The sequence below is a fragment of the Okeania sp. SIO2C2 genome, from assembly GCF_010692625.1.
Classification (GTDB): domain Bacteria; phylum Cyanobacteriota; class Cyanobacteriia; order Cyanobacteriales; family Microcoleaceae; genus Okeania; species Okeania hirsuta.
The window spans coordinates 1-21,244 of record NZ_JAAHGM010000004.1 but is presented as its reverse complement, the minus strand read 5'-3'; the positions used below and the strand labels follow the sequence as shown (position 1 = coordinate 21,244).

Here is a 21,244-nt window from a genome sequence, read left to right as displayed (position 1 = left end):
TTGTTGAATAAAAAGTCATGCATATGGGCGAACGACTCCATCTAAGCTTTAAAATATCACAATTTTTGTAAAAATGGTAGTGAAAATCTTTTGACCCACTGATTTTTTAGGAGCTTTTGAGAATGAAGATATTCATAATTCTGTATTGCCTAAGTTTTTAGAGATACCTTCAGAGGTTCTATATAGCCTTTCTCACGACTTGGAAGTACACCTATTTTTATTTCTATTCTATTGCCTATTCCCAGTTAAGTGTTTCCTAAAATCTAGAATTTTGTACCTTACGCTTTTTGGGAATTACTATATAAAAATTATAAATATATTTTAGTATTTTGTCTTAAAGGTTTGCTATCCAAAACCAAGAGAAAATGGGATTTGAAAATCAAACCCCTACAGTCTTTTTTTCACGAATCATTTCATCTTGCTATATAGAATTTTTCACTATTCATTGAGATACAGAATTCTAAATTTTAGGCAATACAGATTTACACCATTTGATGGCATATTCTATTAATCTTGGCGTAAGCATTCAGCCGTCAGCTATCAGCTATGAGTTATTAGCTCATTATCAGCTCAAAAGAGGAATTAGTCTCCAAAGTAGAATTAAAACTTATAAAAAAAATGTCTTCAGCTAACCTTAGTAATTTCTTGAATATGTTCAAAAGCTGATAGCTGAATGCTGATAGCTGAGCTTACATCTTGGCTGTATTGTTATGAAACCAATACTAATTGGAATTCCTTCTTTGACTTGCTTAACTGTTTGCTTAGCAAAAGGTGAAATATCGGTAATTTTTAATAGTCCGTTTAAAGTACACTCTTTTTTATTTTGAAATTCTAGGTTGCTACTGGCACAATCAAATAAGTAATCAACAAGAATATGAATAGTTAATGCATTGATTAAATTTTGTTTACCTTGAGAATTTGGTAATAATCAAATTAACTTTTTAGCCTTGTTCAATTCTTTTTGATATTCAGGATAGTTGTTGAAGGTCGAAGCATTTTCTGTGTAATATAATGGTTTGGCAGCTAGATTTTCTGATGTCTCTTTTTGAACCAGTATATGAGGTATTATAGATACAGTAAAGGCACTAGGAATAATGGAATTATTTAGTATGAGAATAGTTCAGAAATTAACAATCACCATACACTGAATAACTATGACAAAGAATGACACCAACCAACTCAATTAGTCTTTTAGAATTCGGACAAATTACCGTGGGTCTCTGTGGAGGACTCGCATTCTTCTTATTTGGACTTGAACAAATGACCGAGTCCTTAAAGCAAGTGGCGGGCAAATCTATGAAGCGAATGCTCGCGAAACTGACCTCGAATCGTTGGAATGGTTTAGTGGTTGGAGCATTTATCACAGCAGTGCTTCAATCCTCCTCAGTGACAACGGTTTTGGTGGTGGGTTTTATTTCTGCCGGATTAATGACCATGCCTCAATCAATTGGGGTAATTATGGGGGCCAATATTGGCTCGACCATTACTGCTCAGATTATTGCCTTTAAAATTACTCGATCGGCCCTAGTTCTTTTTGCCATTGGCTTTGTCTTGCAACTAATTTCCCAGCGAAGATACTCCCGCCAGTATGGTGTGCTGTTGATGGGGTTGGGTCTGATGTTTTATGGCATGGAGTTAATGAAGATTGCCACCAGTCCCCTACAAACTTATCCTCCTTTTATTAGCTTGATGCAGCAGGTAGAAAATCCTTTACTGGGGATTACTATTGCCACGGTGTTTACTGCTTTGGTACAAAGTTCTGCTGTCACCACTGGCTTAGTGATTGTTTTGGCAAGTCAAGGCTTATTGAATCTCGAAGCTGGAATTGCTCTGGTCTTTGGTGCAAATATTGGTACTTGCATTACGGCGATGTTGGCGGCGATCGGCAAACCTTCAGAAGCGGTTCAGGCAGCGATCGCTCATGTTTTATTTAATATCTTGGGTGTTCTGCTTTGGGTTGGGTTGATTGCTCAGTTAGCCGATACGGTACGTTGGCTGACACCTGTTTCATCTTCCCTCGAAGGTATGTCCAAGCTAGCAGTGGAAACCCCACGCCAAATTGCTAATGCTCATACTTTATTTAATGTGGCCAATGCTTTCATTTTTATTGGGTTTGCTCCCCTGTTGGCCAAGTTGGTGCAACATTTGGTGCCGGCAAAATCTCCCACAGTTCGGCAAAGCCAACCTAAATATCTCGATAAGATGTTACTGACTACTCCCACCTTGGCCTTAGATCTGGTTCGTTTGGAGTTAGGGCAAGTGGGAAATATTGCCCTGAAGATGGTGCGCGGTTGTCTGCCAGTCGTGGAGGATGGGACCAGTGATGAGGTGGCAGCACTACGAGCAATGGATGATGAGGTTGATCGACTTTATGGGGCGATTGTAACTTACCTTGGTCAGTTGAGTTTGGAAACCCTAGTGACCCAACAATCTGAACTTTTATCTATGTACCTGAAGATTGCCAACTATATTGAAAATATCGGGGATACTATTGAGACTAATGTGGTTGAAATTGGCAATCATCGGCTACACCATGAGCTTCAGTTTAGTGATGCTACCCAAACGGTTTTAAAGTCTCTGCATGAGGAAGTTTGTTTTGCTGTAGACCAGGCGCTCAAATCAGTAGTTTCCTCCGATCCGCAGTTAGCTGCCCAGGTAGTGGCAATGAAACCACAAATTAACGAGTTGGCTAGCCAAGCACATACTCATCTGGCTATGCGTTTAACCGCTGACCAACCGAATCGCTTGGTTACGTTTGGCCTTGAATCAGATTTTATTGAGTATTTGAAACGAGTATATTATTTTGCCAAACAGATTGCCAAACTTATGACAGAAATGGATCTGGAAATGCAGGGAGATACAATCAAAAATGTGATTGATAATTCTACCAAAGAGGGTTCAACAATTAATAATTAATAATTACCTCTTCTTAATAAATAAGAGGATTGACTAAAAGGAATTGTTTTGTCTTTTCTTCATGAATGGAGAGGCTTTATACCTTAATCTTTCGGTAAAATTTTCCCTATCTTACAGGATAATACTATTAGACATCTCTAAAATAGTCAAATGCCAACCTTAACTATGAGTATAATATCTCAATCACAAGCTGTAATTGAACTTCTGTGGCAGGATTGGGTAGTTGTAGGTATCTACGCGGTCGTAATGTTTGGGATAGCAATCTGGGCAATGGGCAGGATTAAAGATTCTGGAGGATTTTTGCTGGGTAAAAGGAAAATCGGTTTATGGATGCTGATAGCAAGTGGTTTTGCTGGCGGAACCAGTGCCAATCATCCAATGGGTGTTGCTACAGCTACTTTTAAAGGTGGTATGTCGGGAATGTGGCTTAGTCTGACATGGATTCTTCTAACACCTTTTTTCTGGATTTATCCACCGGTTGCTCGTCGTCTTCGGGTTGTTACTGTTGTTGATATGTTCAACCTGCGATTTGGGCGTTTAATGGGGGTTCTTTTCAAAACAATAATTATTCTCACTGGGCCGATATCAATGGGATTAGGTCTGAAGTCGGCAGCAATCGTCATAGAAGTAATGACAGGTGGTGGGATTAGTGAAACAGCAGCTATTTATGTTATAGCAATTCCTACACTGATATACACACTAATGGGTGGTATTGTAGCAGCATACGCTACAGATATTTTTCAGGGAGTGCTGATAGTAATTCTTTCTTTTCTGATGATACCTTTTGCCATAAATAAAGCTGGCGGTATTGCTGCATTAGATGCCGGAATTAGCGATCGCTTTACCGAGTTAATATCTACAGAAGGCGGACAGGGATTTGGTATTTGGTGGGTTATATGGTTTCTAATAGCTAGTCTGATGTCGGCACCACTGGTTAGCATGGGAGGTTCACTTACTGCTCGTAACGAGATGTATGCGCGTTTGTCGGTTATTGGCAGTTTAATCAAACGTTTCTGTACTGTGGGTTGGGGACTTACTGGATTGTTTGCCATTGCTCTTTATGGTGGTAATGAAATGTTAAGTGTATCTCCGGATAAGGTATTCCCATACGCAGCAGGAGATTTACTACCAGTTGTGTTAAAAGGTCTGATGGTAGCATCAGTCCTCGGTGCGGTTATGTCTTCTTTGGATGGTATTCTGATCGGTTTATCAGGTATTCTGACAAAGAACTTTTATAAAGAATACTTGGTTAAGAATGCTTCAGCTCAACATTATTTGATTGTCACTCAGATTTTTGCAATGTTGGTGATGGTTTTAGCTTGTATTGGAGCATCTGCGAACAGAAATTTGATTGATTATATAACGCTGGTTGAGCCTTTAGGAAGTCTGTGTGGTGTGGCGGTATTTTTCTCTATATTCTGGCGTAGACTTACTAAGTGGGGAGCTGTGTCATCTGTTTTGACAATGTTTCCGCTATTTTACATTGTACAAAAGATAGAACTTGTTGATGGATTAGCTTCTCTGCCATGGGGTATCGGATATGCAGCGGAGTTAATGCAAAAAGGTTACAGTGCTATTGGATATGAACTGGCTATATCTTCGGGTGAAGGTGTGTTTCTGCCGATAGAAATAAGCTACCCGTTATATCTGATTCCAGGCATTCTGGTAATGATAGTAGTATCTTATTTGACGAAACAGCATAATCAGCGTGCTGTTGCTGAGTATTATGCACGTTTAGATACACCGTTGGGTTTAGAGTATAAGCTACGCGATAGGGGATTCCATGAAGATGATTTGGAAGAGTTGGATGATGAGGTAGTATATGTTGATGAGAGCGATCGCCAGACATCGGGGCGACTAATACTGGTTGATTTGTTAAGGATACCCAAGTTGATCGGTTCTGGTCAAGCAAAGCTTTCAGATTATCAGATAGATATGATAGGACTAATTGCATCCATTGCTTTTATAATTTTGTTTATTGTCGGTGTGCAATGCTTAGGAAAACTTTTTTAAATAGACATCTCCAAGAATAAAAAATAGGCGTTGGTAAATTACTGTATGATATGAATCTTAATTCTTTAGGAGTCAGGAGTCAGAACTCAGGAGTCAGGAGCAAAGAAAGAAGAAGAAACCCCGAGTATAAAGATAAAGTTTTTCGGGGAGCGTAAAGGTGACGGAGTTCTATCGCGCTCTTATCTGGACATGGTATCATACCTCAAATTACCAACGCCAAAAAATAAAATCAATTCTTATCTGTAAATTATCAATTATTTCTATCTCTTCCCAGTTAAGTGTTCCCTGTTCCCTCTTTTCTGGAGATATCTAACCCACATTCCGCACCACAAAATGTAGTATAGAAGAAGGAGTCAGGAGTCAACCCACCCCTACCAAAAGACTTTTGAGCGCAAACCCTACTTAAATGAAAACCGCTGTAATTGTTTACTCAGAATTTGATGAACGAAAAAAGTAATTGAGATGATTTGTATAGTATAAATACCTACCAAGCTACCGGTCTTTATGCGACTTTCAATGTTACAATTTGAAGTACAAAATGTGGGATCTAATAGTTCTGGGATTACTTCCCGAAAATTACTCTATCCTCACCAAACAAAATCATCCTTTCCCCGACCCTGACCTCAGCATCTAAACGACTACCCGAAATCTCAATCTCCGGAGCAATACCATTTTGCACAGTCATAACCACAAAAAAATTATCGCCCCCACTTGCTAATATTTTTCTACCTCTCTCCGTTTCCTCAACATCAACCTTAACCTCAGCAGGCGTAACAAAAGTTGCCCTCATTGTCGCCCCAGAATCAGCTTTTAACAGAAAACCATTATCCTCAACAACCACCTGCTCTTGAGTATGCATTACCCAAACCTTCTCCAGCGTATCCCCAGAAAACCTATCCACCACCACAAACAAACCAGGCACACCCGACACCCCACTATAGTCAACAGCAAAAGACCGCAACGACTCAAAAGCATTATTTTCAAACACACTATCCATATCCATACTCACAACCCCCGATCCATCCATCTCTCCCTCAAAAAACCTTGGTTGAGCAGCTCCTTTTCCAGCCATCTCCCCCACAACCACAACATTTTCATCCTCTCTTTTAGCATTATCAGGACCAGCACTCGCCCAACGTCCTCCCAAACCCCAAATGCGAAAACCACCAGCCTCCGGAAACGACCACGAACTTTTCAAAGGTTGTTGCTTCAAATAAATACTTGCCACAAAATCATTTTTATCCTGCCACTTGTTACGAAACAGATAAAAACCTTTTTCATCATCCACCAATACCCGCCCAAATACCTTTGCGGGGTTTTTTGGTCTTAAACCAGTAAAGAAATTAAAATTCAACAACCTTTCCACAAAATTTTCCGGCGAACCATCCGAAACACCCATTAAACTCTCAGGATAAGCCTCCAGAATAAAAGCAGCCTGGTGAGGAAAATTCATACCAATACCAAAAGAGCGATCGCCCTCCCAACCAAAATGACGATTAAAAAACCACATCACCCCAGGCAAAAATTCTTCCGGTACGCTATTCCACCCAAGAGAAAATAGAGACTTTACCGGAGCCAGACGATGACGTCCGTAAGTAGGCATCGACACATCACCCTTTTCCCCAACTATCCGCATTACATAGTGAGATAAAAACCATTCCGCATTAGAATTTGTCACCAAATCTTTGCCCAGAACATTTTCATAAGCTTGAAAAAATGGTAGAAGCGTTAATTTCCAAGGTTCAATAGTATAAAGGTCTCCCTCAGTACCAAAAGAGCGATCGCCCACCGCAGTATCAACATAACGCTGAATATTCCGTTCAGAAATTTTCAACAGTCGTCTCACATCAGTAGGTTGAGAAAAAAACTGTTCCGGTTCAGATAAAATAGCCAATGCCGCCAAACCCGCAGCCCCCCGCGCCCTGCCATTCCAATTACTCCAAGCAGTAGGGTTCCAACCTTTACCACGAGTACCTGAAATTAAGAGATTTGTCTGTTGGGCTAACCAGTCTGTAATTTTTTGTACCCGTTGTTCATCCCAAGCGTTATAACAAAGGTCGTAGGCTAGAGCGACACCTGCCACAATAGGGCCGTGTTCCAACAATCGTGGGCCAGGGTTATTCAGGGATTTTTCTACTATTTGCCATCCTGTCTCTGCTGCTTGAGGGTCATCCTTTAATAGGGATAGGAAACAATGACCTGCTGCATGATATCCACCATTGGGAACATAAGCTTCATAATATATTTTTTGTTGTAGAGTATTTTCGAGCCTAGCCAAAATAGCTTTACCTATAGGAGTATTGGCTTTTTCTCGTAATTCTGAAAGTTGATTTTGACGGAAAATTAGTCGTGGATGCTCTCTGGCAGAGATGGGTGTATGGTTTGATATTTTTCTGGGCAAGTAAGGCGTAATATTTCCTGTAACTTTTCCACTGACAAGTTGTTGATTAAAGGTACCTGAATAATTACCAACTATCTGCTGTTTATCTTTTTTATCAGTTTGCAATTCGATTAAATATTTAGCTGTTCCACCGCCGATCCAAGGGTCAGGATTAATATTGATTTTTACTTCCAACTGCCAGGTTTTATCTTTTTTGATAATGTCAACAATACCATCATGGTCTGCTTGATTAAATGTTGGAGCAAAACCCCATATTTCTGTTTCGCATTGAGAATTTTGACAAACTAAATCTAAGGTAATGTCTTGATAGTTAATATTTTTTTCTGCTTGTTTCAATAGTGCATTGTCTAGGGTGATACTAATATCTCCTGATAAATCTGCTGTGATTAATTTTTGTCTAGAAAATTCTGCAATTCCTAGAGTTAGTAAACATATAGTTGATAGAGTAATAATTTTATTTCGTTTCATTGTTAATTATTGGCAAGATTTGAGTAAATTTATAGCCAGTTTAAATCATTTGTCAAATAACTTTCCTGAAACCAAAAGAGTTGCAGTTATATTGATTTTGAAGAAGCTATATTATTTTAATTTAGCAATCTTGCTGTCGTAATAACTGATAAAAAAAAGATTTTTACAGTCTATTATAGGGAGTCAGACCCTACAGTTATAGGTTAGGTAAAATTGCATAAACTAACTCTATTAGTTTTGCCTCAGACTCACCGTCGAGTGCTTCAGGAAATGAGATGACTATTGCGATATTCGCAACAGAAAGCAGAAATTAGTTTGACCTCAGACTCACCGTCGAGTGCTTCAGGAAATGAGATGACTATTGCGATATTCGCAACAGAAAGCAGAAATTAGTTTGACCTCAGACTCACCGTCGAGTGTTTCAGGAAATGAAATGACTATTGCGATATTTGCAACAGAAAGCAGAAATTAGTTTTGCCTCAGACTCACCATCGAGTGCTTCAAAAAATGAAATGACTATTGTGATATTCGCAACAGAGAGGGGAAATTAGTTTTGCCTCACATTTACCCATAGTGCTTCAAAAAATGGGGACAGCATTAATATTGCTCCCGATAATTATGTGGTTAAAATAACTGAGAAATTTGTGAACAATTAATAATTAATAATTACCTTTCCTGAAAACAAATAGGATAGTTTGCCTTGATTTATTCAAAAAAGAAGAAGCCTTATATCATGTCCGGTTGAATACTTATTATTCAGATAGTAGGGTAGCGGGGGAGCGGGGGAGTAGGGGAGTAGGGCAGGGCTGTTTCATTCTCGACAGACACGGGGACGCACTAGACACCGAGACACGGGGATGGAGGCTTCTAATTTATGATTAAAAGTTGACTTTTCACCATTTTAGTAAGAGCAAAACGAACCCTTATTGGCTGAAAAATCTGCAAATTTTTGTAAATTTCACTGTTCTACGAACTTCTCATCTCCCGTTCTCCCGCTCATCGTTAATCTACAATACTTTGAAACAGCCCTGGGGTAGTAGGGGAGTAGGGGAGTAGGGAAAATAGACAGATTTACTGTTTAAGCAAGAGGATAAGTTTTTTCCATATCCCTCTTATCCGGACATAATATTAAACCTTAATTATTCAGTAAAAAATATATCTATATATTGTGATATTGTGTAGCACTATAGTTTTAATATTTATTTATATAGTGTTTTAACCTAACTTATAATTACAATCAGGAAGAAGAATAAAAGTAAAGTACTAAGTAGCAAATTGAACATTTTCTTCTAACTTCTTCCTTCCTCCTGACTTGAATTATTTGGTTGTGCAGAGCGTAAAGTGTGGGATAAGTAAGTAGGGCAGGCTTATGTAATCAGTCAGCAGTGATATATAAAGGTTGAGCGCATTTTTGTCGCCCAAAAAGTGCGAGTTGTTAAGCTTGTTGGACCAAGAAATTAGGACAGCATAAAGACAAGCACAATAAATATACACCCTACAATTATTCCTCCTACTTTCTTTCTCAGCTCTCCCCACACTTCCTTGACGCACTACCAATTATTTCAACAAATTGGAAAAATGGTAGCTCTCTATCAAAAATAGAGTGAAACATTACCTGAGAAATTGAACATTTTCTTCTAACTTCTTCCTTCCTCCTGACTTGAATTATTTCAACAAATTGGAAAAATGGTAGCTCTCTATCAAAAATAGAGTGAAACATTACCTGAGAAATTGAACATTTTCTTCTAACTTCTTCCTCCTTCTGCTTATAGAACTAATTTGGCATCTTCATAAATATGCGCGTTTTTTTAGCTAGGAGTCAGGAGACAGGAGACAGGAGACAGGAGGTAAGATGTGGAGAGAAATAATACAAAAAATTCAACACTCTTTCAGATGATTTTTCCTCAAAATTGATGCGCGAAAAGACTTGACCACCATAATTATATAGATATCAAATAGTTTCTATAAAGACTCCGGTTCCTGACCAGAAACAACTGGAGCTGTAGTATTCAAATTTAACTCTGGATGCTCAGATTCTACCTGTTGACAATTCCACTCATTTTTGAACAATAAAACAGGTCGCCCCCAGCTATCTTTTACAGCTACAGTATTAAATAACCTACCAACTTGTCGCAGCACATCCCAACCAGAATTAACCCAACGCGCTACACTAAAAGGCAACATTTCCACATTAGTTTCAACTCCATATTCATTTTGCATTCGGAACTGAACAACCTCTAATTGAAGTTGCCCAACAGCAGCTAAAATAGGGTCTCTTTTTGCCTCATCTGCAGAGTACATAATTTGTACAGCACCCTCTTCTCGTAACTCATTAACTCCTTTCCGAAATTGCTTAAATTTAGAAGGATTAGGATTTCTTAAATAAGCAAATATTTCTGGTGAAAAACAAGGGATACCTTCATACTCTAATTTTTTGCCATTATAAATAGTATCTCCAATAGCAAATACCCCTGGATTATTTAAACCAATTATATCTCCTGGATAAGCAATTTCAATAGAGTCTCTATCTTGAGCAAATAACTTTTGCGGTCGAGATAATCGAACTGTTTTACCTGTTCTAGCATGACTAACAGTCATATCTTTTTCAAATCTTCCCGTACAAACCCGAATAAATGCCACCCTATCTCGGTGTTTTGGGTCCATATTCGCCTGCAATTTAAATACAAATCCAGTGAAATTTGGATAAGTAGGAGAAATTTCACCTACTGTACTTTTATGAGTACCCGGTTTTAGAGCATATTCTAAAAAAGCATCTAAGAATAATTGCACCCCAAAATTAGTCATAGCACTGCCAAAAAATACAGGTGTCATTTCACCTTTATGTATCTGTTCCAAATCTAAATCTGAACCTAATTCTTCCAGCAATTCTATGTCTTCTTTAAGTTGATAATAAAGGTCTTGCTCCAGTAATTCTTCGATGCGAGGGTCGCCCAAATTTACTACCGTATTTCTTGCAGCTTTACTACCATGAACGCTACGCTCAAACAGATGAATTTCTTTCTTTCTCCTATCAAAAACTCCCTTGAAGCGATCGCCCATACCTATAGGCCAATTTACAGGATATGTTTTTAAACCTAATTCCTTTTCTATTTCATCCAAGAGTTCTAAAGGTTCTCGCCCTGGTCTATCCATCTTATTAAAAAATGTAAAAATGGGTAGTTTTCGCATCTTACATACTTCAAATAATTTGCGAGTTTGAGGTTCTAAACCTTTAGCAGAATCTTCTAACATTACAGCGTTGTCTGCTGCAGCTAAAGTTCTATATGTATCTTCGCTGAAATCTTGGTGACCGGGAGTATCTAAAAGGTTAATTTGACAGTTTTGATATTCAAATTGTAAAACTGTTGAGGTAATAGAAATACCCCGTTGTTGTTCCATTTCCATCCAGTCAGAGGTAGCATGACGCTGCGCTCTTTTAGCCTTTACTGCACCAGCTTCGTGAATAGCACCTCCATACAACAAAAGTTTTTCTGTAAGAGTAGTTTTACCCGCATCAGGATGGGAAATAATTGCAAAGTTACGCCGTTTATCTACGGCTGTTTGCAATTCTGTTTCAATTTCAATGGACATTATTTAGTTTAACTCCTAAAATAGGCAACAATTAATCATATTATATATTTATCTATACTATAGCAATCAGAAATCATTTGTAAAAAATATCAGGATATATCAAAACTCTGAAACTTTTACTTCTATTCCTTGTTGCCTGTTCCCTAAATTAAAAGATATTTTTCACAAATGAAATAGGATTGCTATATAATATTTTATCTATTTATAATTATCATATAATCCGCACTAAAACTACTATATATATCACTTTAAAATCAAAAACAAATAAATAGAATAAAGCTAATATTAAACAAGTTAAAACTCAAGAATTAAATAATTTATGAAGAGAGGCAAGTTATATGGAATTCTTATCAAATATTTGGAGTACATGAAACTATATTCCTCACGGACATTATTATCTTTGGCAATCAGGATTAGTATGGCTATCAGATTTATTCATTATCTTAGCTTACTTTTCAATCCCTATTTCTTTAATTTATTTGATTCAGAAGCGACAGAATGTACCTTATCCAAAAATATTTGTTTTGTTTAGTGCATTTATTGTTCCCTATGGAATGACCTACTTAATGGCAATTTGGACTCTCTAGCATCCCACCTATTGGCTATCAGGTATAGTTAAAGCAATAACTGCGGGAATATCAGTATTCACAGCAGGAACTTTAATACCATTAATATCCAAGTTATTAGAACTTTCTAGCCCTAAAAAACTAAAGGCAATTAACAATAAGTTCAGGACTTATGCAAAGACACTACATATAGCGCATGGTAAACAGAACGATTGCTGACGCAAAGCTCCGCTAACGCTTAAAAATAAAGGGCGATTACCTCAATAAAATTAACATACAGGACTTACGCAAATACACTATATATAGCGTATACTAATCTATGCTATCGGACTAAATATTGTAGCGTTCGCTTCCTGTTTTTCTGTCGATCAAATCTTCCTAAAAACCGTTGATTTTATACTTCATTTCTCCACTCTATAATTCAAAGTATGTACAATTTTATTACTGGATACTTAATTTCATTTATTCAATAATTTGATCATAATTCATTTTGGATTTTATCAATAGTTTTCCCTCTTTTCCTGCCTTGAATTTTTAAATAATTCCAAACTAACATGGCACAAGCAATATGGTTTTTTTGAATTCTGGCTCTAGGACATTGGCACTCCTCAAGTCCTGTTAATTGCTTGATTTCCCTGTGAAACTCTTCTATTTTCCATCTAGGCAAGTCACTCAAATTCTACATCATCTGTAGAGAATTGCTTCCAGTCATTAGTCACTATATATTCTGTTGGTGTTTGTGGAAACAGTACCCCAGAATAACTTGACTTTTTTCTCTCTAGGAAAACCCTTAATCTTAAGAATTTTTCCTGATACTAATTCGGCATCACTCCATCTTAATTTTTCCAGGTTTTTATACTTTTCTACACCTCCAGTATCGTCTACTAAGGGATTTTTTTTCCATGGACAATAGTAGATTTTTCCGCTCATTATCTATTAAAGCCATTAATAGCTAATAGCTGACGGCTGAATGCTTACAATTTACCAGCTATTAAAATTAGTGCAAAATCTATATCTTCTCAACAAGTAGCAATTATTATTTCGGATAATGGTATAGGTATGACAGAAATAGTTTTTCAGAAAATATTTGACCCATTTTTTACTACGAAACCTATAGGCAGTGGTACTGGTCTAGGATTATCCGTATGTTAACAAGTTATTATTGAAAAACATCAAGGCAAACTAAATTGTACTTCTACACCAAAACAAGGAACAGAATTTTTAATTGAAATTCCTATCCGCCAGAAAACAAAACAAACAACAGAGCTATAATTAGACTTAAGTCAATTTAATAACCACTAAATTACTGGCCTCTGCCTATTATTTTTTGGTTTGAAAAAACAAATATAGGAATATACAGGTAGGTTAGGACATAGACTGATAATGATCCTAATAAGGGGAAATATTTTTCCCACTGTTCCCTGTTCTCTGTTCCCTGCTATATCTAATTTGAATCAGGAGAAATATTTAATGGATGCTGACAAAAGAAAAATTCTATCAGCTTTATGTCATGGAGCAATTTTCTTGAGTACAACTATTGTATCTGTTGGGATACCAATAGCTATTTTACTCTTAACTAATGATTCGGTTGTAAAAAGTAATGCTAAAGAATCTTTGAATTTTCATATTAACATTTATATTTACGCTATTATATTCGGTATATTGATCTGGTTGCTTATTGGTATTCCTTTATTAGTTTTGTTAGCAATTATTAGTTTTGTCATGCCAATTATTGCCATTCTCAATGTGATAAATAATCCTAATAAACCTTATTGTTATCCATTTATTTTTCGTCTATTCTAGTCATAATTTTCGACATTCCCAGCCTAGCTTGTGTAATAGAAAAAATAGTATGATAAAAAGGAGGATAATTAAGTATTTATATTAGGTATATCCTAAAAATTGGGAATAAATGATTACGGTGTTGCTGAATCAAGGTATGATATTATGTCTGGTAGCATTGGAGCGTATATAGAACCCCTGAGTGGTATATATGTGATGTCAACCTCTTAAGCATCAGTCGAATAAAGCACAAATTAATCTTAACTGTAGCGTTGTTAAGAGTCCTTTTCCTGCGGAATGCTGCGCAAACAAAGTTTTTGGTCAAGCTTTTACATCTTTCCATCCATGAGTTGGTTCTTTCTATGACCCCGGAATGCTTTAACTGGCACAAACCCTTTTTTTCCAAGATTCTCTTTCTCTAACTTTGATGGCTTTGGTGATAGTTTAAGCCGAATCTTGGTCATACATAATTGCCGGATAAATTTTCTTTAACTCCTCTATTATCTTTTCGGGGTGGTATCCATTATCAAGTAATATAGTAGTTTTAGGAATGTTGACTGGTTTGGATTTAAAGTAGTCGATGTTGTCTGATCACATTTCTATTCATCCCACATCATCAGAAACTGATGATGCATGTACAATGGGTAAAAAAGGGAAAGTCGAGACTATCAACCGCTAAATGGCTCTTAAAAAACTTGTCTCAAATTGCGAACATGCTCTGTAGGTCACACCTACCACAAATTACGGCATTTTTTAGCTCGAGCAAATTGGTCCGTAGATGTTGTGAATCAGCTTTGTCTTCAAGTGATGTGGGAATGTCGTCAAACAAAACCTTCTGGTTTATTTGCTTTAATTATAGACGATTCAGGCCACAGAAAAAGCGCACCGCCTGCGCTGAGGTTTCCTCAGCGTAAAGACGGAGCAAGAAGTGGTAATTTAACTGCAGGAGTAGGGCGACAATATATTAGGAGAAATAGGAAAAACAGATAATGGTGTAGTCGTAGTTACAACTAATCTTGATGATCGAGTTAAAAGTCTGCTTTGAGATATAGCTTTGTATCAGAAAGCTGATTCTTTTCCCAAAGGAAAAAAACACCCAGAATTTGTCAAGAAACCAGACTTAGCAATGTCTCTAATAGATCAATGTTTGTCTAGAGGAGACCAACCAGAAATTGTGTGAATTGATGGAGACTATGTTCAACAATTAATAATTAATTATTAATTATTACCTCTCCTTGAAAACAAGAGGATTGACTAATCATGAAAATTTTTATTTATTATCCCCTGAAAAGGGGAAGCGCATACCCACAATTTCTCAGTAAGTAGCTCTACTCTGTGTGTTGAACTTCAAAAATTCAACTTGACGCGAAAAAAAACTTTTCGCACAGCTCAAGCTGGAACCACAAAAAATCTGGAAAAAAGGCTTGATTATTGGGAAAACGTTCGAGATATCCAGGCAAAAAACCTAGTTTTTTTAGATGAAACTGCTATAAATTTAGCCATGACTAGAACCTATGGCCGTTCTGCCAAAGGAAATAGAGTTTATGATACTCGTCCCGATGATGCGAGGAACAAACTTAACATTAATTGGTACAATTTCTTTGTCTGGTTTTTCTGGGATGATCACCATTGATAGTGGTACAATTCAACAATTAATTATTAATAATTACCTCTCCTTGAAAACAAGAGGATTGACTAATCATGAAAAATTTTTTCTTTTTTCCCCTGAAAAGGGGAGGCGCATACCCACAATTTCTCGGTAAAAATGTTTTTCAAGTTTTTATTGAACAAGTTTTATTACCTAATTTATGGCCAGGTGCATATTTGGTAATGGACAATTTACCAGCTCATCAAGTTGAGGAAATCAGAAATATAATTGAAGAAGCTCCGAATAAAAGTGCTATATCTTTCTCCATATTCTCCTGAATTTAACCCAATTGAAAATTGTTGGTCAAAAATTAAAGAATATTTGCGAGGGGTTGCGGCTCGTACTAGAGATGATGCTCGAAATAGCATTAATGGAAGCAATTGAGCAAGTGACTTTAACTGATATGAGAAATTGGTTCACTCATTGCTGTTACTGTACCTCACCATCCTCAAAAGTGCTGTAAGCATAAGCGATGTTGGTTTTATTTAGACAAAACCAATTTACTGAATATTTTGGTGAACTAACGAAACTCGGCTACTTTAGTAGTAGCTATACTATTTTCTCTGGCATTAATTTTTTGATTTAGTTCACGAATACGACGAGACAACAGACGAATAATATTAATAGCAATATCTGGTGTTTCATCAATTGCATCATAAAGTTGCATTTGAGTTAACATCAAACATTCACAAATTTCTAAAGTAGTTACAGAAGCAGAACGAGGTTCAGCATCAAACAAAGACATTTCACCAAAACAAGCTCCTTGTTCTAACCTTGCTAACTCCCTGTCTGCCAAATGAACTCTAACTTTACCAGATACCACAATATAAAGAGACCTTCCCTCTTGCCCTTCAGTAAAAATGCTATAACTACTAGGGAAAGATAGCTCATCCATAACAGAAGCTAAACGTACTAAGAAATCATCTCTTAATTCTCTAAAAATTGGGACAGCTCTAATAAATAAAAGACGCTCTACACTTGTCAGCATAACATTTACACCCTTCCCTTTGGTGAATAAACAAATTTAATAATCACGTTTTATTGAGCAAATTTTAATGGTTAATAATGTTCAGATAACATTTGATAGATGACCTTGCATTTCTTTAGTTTACACTATCCCATAATTAAAATTAATCATATCAATAGACTTTTTGTACAAGTCACCTAAAAGGTAAACAGAAGTATTTGAAAAAAAAGGGAAAAGAGATTTAATTTTTATACTTGCTGCAAGTTATCAGAAGTATCTGGTATATATACAAAATTGGTGTTGCATATTATGGAATGATATTGCCAAAAAATAGTTTAGACTTTGACTAAAAAAAACCTAACATTAATCATTACAGGAATTGATTAATCCAAAATCCTGTTCATCAAAAATCTCAAATCATACCAAATCTACCCTAGTAAGAGGGTATAAAAAAAATGGTAGTTTTATACGATACATAGGATTGAGAGATAAGACAAGCCTTTTTTTATACCCGGATTTGGTATTATTCGTCACTGTACAACGCCACAAAATTAATTTACAGCGCTTTTCATTTAAGTAGACTACAAAATTATTTTTGCTTAGGGGATAGAGAAAATGGAGTAGCGGCGCGACCCCACGGGGTGCGACAGACGCAAGCGGTTGGAATCCGGCGAGGTCTCCTCGCCATGAGAATGTCAACCAAGAGAGGGAATGCGCACCAACAGAGGCAGTAGAAAAATGCTTTGGCTACTGTAGTCTATCTATGTGAAAACCCTTATAATACCAAATTGATAAATATTTGCTACAAATAAATAGGTTATTTCTTAGGAGTCAACCCACCCCTCGCCCCTCCCCCTCCCAGGAGGGGAAGTCAGGAGTCAGGTAGGGGAGCTGTCAGATTGGCGACTTACAGAATAAATAGCTTTGATACCATTTATTAGGTCAGAATTGATATTTTTACTTCAAGGGACATCTCCTATAAAGTCATTTAATTGCCCTGATTATTCGTAACATTCTTTTTCCAAATTGGTATAATTCATAACCGAAGTAGGCAAAATCGGCACAGAAAATGTATCTCTAGTTATTAGTAGATTATAGGCTAATTACCTCAATAACCAAATCTACTTTAGGGAGAGACTTTGATTTTTTTGAAAATTATTTTAGTCAAGTAGATTGAGTATTCTTATAGTAGATATACAAACAAATTTGCCTATCTACTTATCCAAATTACGATAACTACCCTGCTATTGTTAACCAATACCAAATTCAACAATCATTTGTTCTACTTGAGCAGCTACCAGAGGATCTGGGTCACTTCTCAAATTAGGTAATAATTCAACCAAAGCACGTTGAGATGCCATCCGTAAATAAGCTAAAGCCGCCTCCCGCACAAAACCTGTAGGATGACGCAAACAAACTAAAGTTTGCTCTGCAGTTAAACCCCAACGAGCTGCACGAGCCATCTGCAAACAACAAGCCAAAGCCCAATCAGAAAGAAAATGACGTAAATTTAACAGATGCCGTAAACGTTCGCTAGGAGCCATTAGTTTATAAACCACCATCTCAGACAAACTACTTAACTTTTCCTCATAACTGTTTTGATCCAAAATATCAATCAGCGATCGCTTACAGGAAATATCTACAGTATTATCTAAAATCTCTAAACCACGGGCTAAATTTGAACGTGAGTCAGACTTAATATTAAAAGCTGCTGCCTGAATAGCTCCCAATGGATAGAGAAACTTCATTAATAAGAAACACCGTTCTATAGCATCTAACTCCAGCAATTTTAATGCCCGAAGTAACATTTGCGTATAATCAGTACTCAGTTTTCCATTAACCTCCTCTACGATAGGAGATAAAGTAGTAGTAGAAGTCATATCCACTCCAGACAAATCTACTATACCTGCATAAACTTGCCCCATAAACATCAACTCTTGCTCAATTAAAATTTCTACACCGCTACGACCTACCCGTTCAAGTACCCCCTCAATTCCAACTTCCCCTGGCATTGTCAACAATCTGCGCAGAATATTACGGCGTGTTATACCCCAGGTAGTCATCATTCTATTTACCAGAGCATCCAGCGCTTCAATTGTACCAATTTCACCAATAGCATTCCAAGCCTGTAATCTGACCAAATCTGACTTATGAGAATCATCTGCCAACTTTACCAACATCGGAATCCCATCATTACCTAACCTCACCAATGCTTGTAACGCAGCTTCCCGAGTAGATTTGTAAGACAAACCTCGCAATAAAGAGGGGTAGTAGCTTTCCAAACGAGTAGCAGCAATTACATCCATGCAATACTTTCGCACTCGTAACGATTCATCCTGTAATAAACTAGGGACATACAATCGTAATCCTTGCAAATAATCTGCTTCCCCCAAAGCACGAACGCCCATAACTCTTTCTTTTTCTAATTTGGAAGTAATCATCCTGCGTAAAACATTAGTAGCTTCAGCTTTTTGTCCTCGATCGCCTCGACGCATAATTAAAGCTGCGGCAGTACCTCTTACCACTGGATCGACTGAAGGTTGTAAATAAGGTCGTATTTGATTAATCTCTGGCTCTGATTCTGTCAGCCAAATATAGCGTAAAGCCAAAGCCAATACTTCTGGTGGTATAGATGTCTGAACTAGGGAACGTACTTGTTCGAGATAAGTTGGGTTAGGATGATTCAACATTACTTCGAGACTTTGATGTTGTAATTCAGATGACATAACCGGCAAAAGTGGAGCCAGTATTTCCCCTACATTTTTTTTATCTATTTGACTAAGTAACTCAATGCAGGAACGTTTATCTTCTTCTGCTGTACCTTTTTGCAAAGTTTCTACTACCGAGCGCTTCAATGCCCGCATATCTACATCCAAGACACCAAGTCTTCCTTTACCAGCGCTTCTTACTAGCAAGCCAATATATTGACTTCTAATTAACCATATTACTCCCAACCATACGAAACCAGATATCAGAATTGCTATTACAAATATCAGACCCTGCTGGTCTTGAAACCCACTGTGACTAGGATTTAATATTAATCTACATAACCAGAGAATTGCTAGTATTATTAATCCACTCAAGCCTGTAGAAAATGGTTCTGCCACCCCATTTACCATTGTTTGAACATCGCTGCGAATATTTTCAGGCAGAGGTTGGAATAAAACAGGTCCAGTAGTTTCAATCAACGTATAGTGTAATAACTCATCTAAAAATCTCAGAATTACTAATCCTATAAATACTGAAAATAATCCTGTTATTGCACCTGTAAAAGAAAGTAAGCCTAAAGCTATTGCCCCTAGTGGTAGTATCATCGCTGTACCAAAAACTCCGATTCTTTCTACTAGACGACTAGAGGCAAACCATTGAGTTGCTACTTGGCAGGTACTCAAAACTCCCTCAAATAAACCTAAGAAAGTTGCTATTTGACTTGCTCCATCAGTTGTTGGGTTTTGCAGTTCTAGTTGATAAAAGAATTGAAAGTCTATTAATACATAGAGAACTTCTGCTATTACAAAAAAGATGATTAATGGGAGTATATAACCTTGTAGAGGTCCTTGAATGTTCCTTGTAGAAAATTCTTGTTCGTCTTCTTCCGGTATCCAACGGCTAGAGTCAGGAAAAGATTGTTGATATTTTTCTGACAAAAATAACAGTATTCCTGAACCACATACTATCATTAATCCAGATATTATTGTAACATTACTCAGTCCAACAAAGTATAGTATTAAAGGTAGAGAAAATCCACTAATTACTCCTGCCACTAAAAAACCACTACTAATTATTGGATATGTTCGCTTAATTTCTCTGATGTTAAATAACTGATTAGCTGTGATTGAGGTATTCAGATCGTTGAGCAAATAACAAGCTTCTACCCACAACCACATCATAAAGGTAGTCAGAAAAGCTAAACTCAGACCAGTTATCTGTACATTTTCGATACCAATACCAAACCGAAATAAAAACAAAGGTGCTGCCATTAGTAATAGAATAACTATTATTACTCGACGCAGAGGCATGATTTTTTGTAGCCAAGAATAGACAAAACCCAGACCTGAACCTATAACAGCACTGGCAATATATATCCATGGTAGTTTGTCAGCACCATACTGGTCTAAAAATAAACTAACTGTACTTAGTTCTAACCAAATTAATCCGACAGAAGTAAGAGTATATACCGCAAACATTAGCAAGGTTCGCTCTACTTCCTCAGAACGGAGATTGAGGGATATTAGCAGTTTATCTCCTAATCCTGTGTAATTTTTCAAACTTCTCTGTTCCATGAATTTGCTGAATTTGAACTTAAATCTATACTTAAGAAAGTATACTTCTTGCCCAATAGTTTAAATCCTCTGCTGAAAATTATCAGAAGAGGAATGTACTTAATAAATCAAGTAGAACGGAGAGCTAGCTTCACCCACTCAAACTTAATTAGTATTATCCTAAACTGTGAAGTTCTCTCTCGTTAAATAGGAGATAATAACGGTAGCTTTTCAAACAAAGAAGTTTCTTGCGAGTGCTGGTTGATTAATATCTAAGCCTCCACAAGCAGACAAGATGATACGCACCTCATTTAATGCCTTATTTAATATGTTAATTGCAGCATTCTCATCTCTATCTAAAACTATCAGGACTTACGCAACGGCATCAATCATACTGATTAAATCAGCAATAATTACCAAATTATACACTATATGCAAATATGCAAATGATTTGAGAATTTTGATTGAATTGGATTGTGGATTAATCAATTGCTAGAATGATTATTGGACTTTGGACAAAAAAAGTTAGCGTAATATTTACACTAACTACTGAAATTAAGATTTAAAGACCGAATTCATACTGGAATTATCTTTGTTTTTGAAATTATTTATCATCCTGAAAATCATAGG

Annotated in this window: 12 protein-coding genes and 2 pseudogenes; 8 read left to right on the top strand and 6 right to left on the bottom strand. The window is 36.8% G+C overall.

Annotation, left to right across the window (positions count from 1 at the left end):
• Nucleotides 1-1,164: 1,164 nt before the first annotated feature.
• Together F6K18_RS03735 and F6K18_RS03730 are read left to right on the top strand one after the other, a co-directional pair.
• On the top strand, nt 1,165-2,916 hold the full coding sequence (locus F6K18_RS03735; RefSeq protein WP_287518794.1) for a Na/Pi cotransporter family protein: 1,752 nt from the start codon (nt 1,165-1,167) through the stop codon (nt 2,914-2,916).
• A gap of 150 nt (nt 2,917-3,066) precedes the next feature.
• Nucleotides 3,067-4,929, top strand: coding sequence for a sodium:solute symporter family protein (locus tag F6K18_RS03730; protein ID WP_287518791.1), 1,863 nt, complete (start codon nt 3,067-3,069; stop codon nt 4,927-4,929).
• A 562-nt stretch (nt 4,930-5,491) separates the two neighbouring features.
• On the opposite strand, the gene F6K18_RS03725 is transcribed toward F6K18_RS03730, so the two are convergent.
• From F6K18_RS03725 to F6K18_RS37235, 4 genes and pseudogenes are all read right to left on the bottom strand, one after another.
• Entirely contained in the window at nt 5,492-7,798 is a 2,307-nt protein-coding gene (locus tag F6K18_RS03725; protein ID WP_287518789.1) for a hypothetical protein, read from the bottom strand.
• A 1,962-nt stretch (nt 7,799-9,760) separates the two neighbouring features.
• Complete coding sequence (locus F6K18_RS03720; protein ID WP_287518788.1) at nt 9,761-11,389, bottom strand: peptide chain release factor 3; 1,629 nt, start codon at nt 11,387-11,389, stop codon at nt 9,761-9,763.
• 595 nt (nt 11,390-11,984) lie between these two features.
• Entirely contained in the window at nt 11,985-12,113 is a 129-nt protein-coding gene (locus F6K18_RS03715) for a hypothetical protein (protein WP_287518786.1), read from the bottom strand.
• Between the two features lie 320 nt (nt 12,114-12,433).
• Nucleotides 12,434-12,879, bottom strand: a pseudogene (locus F6K18_RS37235) (IS701 family transposase); the annotation flags it as partial.
• Nucleotides 12,880-12,921: 42 nt separating this feature from the next.
• Between F6K18_RS37235 and F6K18_RS03705 the strand changes: the two are divergent.
• The 6 genes and pseudogenes from F6K18_RS03705 to F6K18_RS03675 all read left to right on the top strand — a co-directional run bounded on the left by F6K18_RS03705 (nt 12,922) and on the right by F6K18_RS03675 (nt 15,769).
• Nucleotides 12,922-13,107 (top strand): ATP-binding protein, encoded by a 186-nt coding sequence (locus F6K18_RS03705; protein WP_353735011.1) that lies wholly within the window; start codon nt 12,922-12,924, stop codon nt 13,105-13,107.
• Between the two features lie 231 nt (nt 13,108-13,338).
• Entirely contained in the window at nt 13,339-13,758 is a 420-nt protein-coding gene (locus tag F6K18_RS03700; RefSeq protein WP_353735007.1) for a DUF4870 domain-containing protein, read from the top strand.
• 684 nt (nt 13,759-14,442) lie between these two features.
• Nucleotides 14,443-14,727, top strand: coding sequence for a hypothetical protein (locus F6K18_RS03690; RefSeq protein WP_287518782.1), 285 nt, complete (start codon nt 14,443-14,445; stop codon nt 14,725-14,727).
• A gap of 64 nt (nt 14,728-14,791) precedes the next feature.
• Nucleotides 14,792-14,917 carry a hypothetical protein gene (locus F6K18_RS03685; RefSeq protein WP_287518780.1) on the top strand — a complete coding sequence of 42 codons (126 nt, stop codon included), beginning with the start codon at nt 14,792-14,794 and terminating at the stop codon, nt 14,915-14,917.
• A 180-nt stretch (nt 14,918-15,097) separates the two neighbouring features.
• On the top strand, nt 15,098-15,370 hold the full coding sequence (locus F6K18_RS03680) for a hypothetical protein (protein ID WP_287518778.1): 273 nt from the start codon (nt 15,098-15,100) through the stop codon (nt 15,368-15,370).
• A 68-nt stretch (nt 15,371-15,438) separates the two neighbouring features.
• Nucleotides 15,439-15,769: pseudogene (locus F6K18_RS03675) on the top strand (transposase).
• Between the two features lie 136 nt (nt 15,770-15,905).
• Here F6K18_RS03675 and F6K18_RS03670 read toward each other — a convergent pair.
• On the bottom strand, nt 15,906-16,373 hold the full coding sequence (locus F6K18_RS03670) for a Crp/Fnr family transcriptional regulator (protein ID WP_124146367.1): 468 nt from the start codon (nt 16,371-16,373) through the stop codon (nt 15,906-15,908).
• Nucleotides 16,374-17,602: 1,229 nt separating this feature from the next.
• Nucleotides 17,603-20,635 (bottom strand): HEAT repeat domain-containing protein, encoded by a 3,033-nt coding sequence (locus tag F6K18_RS03665; protein WP_287518775.1) that lies wholly within the window; start codon nt 20,633-20,635, stop codon nt 17,603-17,605.
• Nucleotides 20,636-21,244: the final 609 nt, after the last annotated feature.

Excerpts from the sequence above, each read along its gene's own strand:
- F6K18_RS03735 (WP_287518794.1), top strand. The coding sequence starts at position 1,165 with ATGACACCAACCAACTCAATTAGTCTTTTAGAATTCGGACAAATTACC.
- F6K18_RS03730 (WP_287518791.1), top strand. The coding sequence starts at position 3,067 with ATGCCAACCTTAACTATGAGTATAATATCTCAATCACAAGCTGTAATT.
- F6K18_RS03725 (WP_287518789.1), bottom strand. The coding sequence starts at position 7,798 with ATGAAACGAAATAAAATTATTACTCTATCAACTATATGTTTACTAACT.
- F6K18_RS03720 (WP_287518788.1), bottom strand. The coding sequence starts at position 11,389 with ATGTCCATTGAAATTGAAACAGAATTGCAAACAGCCGTAGATAAACGG.
- F6K18_RS03700 (WP_353735007.1), top strand. The coding sequence starts at position 13,339 with ATGATCCTAATAAGGGGAAATATTTTTCCCACTGTTCCCTGTTCTCTG.
- F6K18_RS03670 (WP_124146367.1), bottom strand. The coding sequence starts at position 16,373 with ATGCTGACAAGTGTAGAGCGTCTTTTATTTATTAGAGCTGTCCCAATT.
- F6K18_RS03665 (WP_287518775.1), bottom strand. The coding sequence starts at position 20,635 with ATGGAACAGAGAAGTTTGAAAAATTACACAGGATTAGGAGATAAACTG.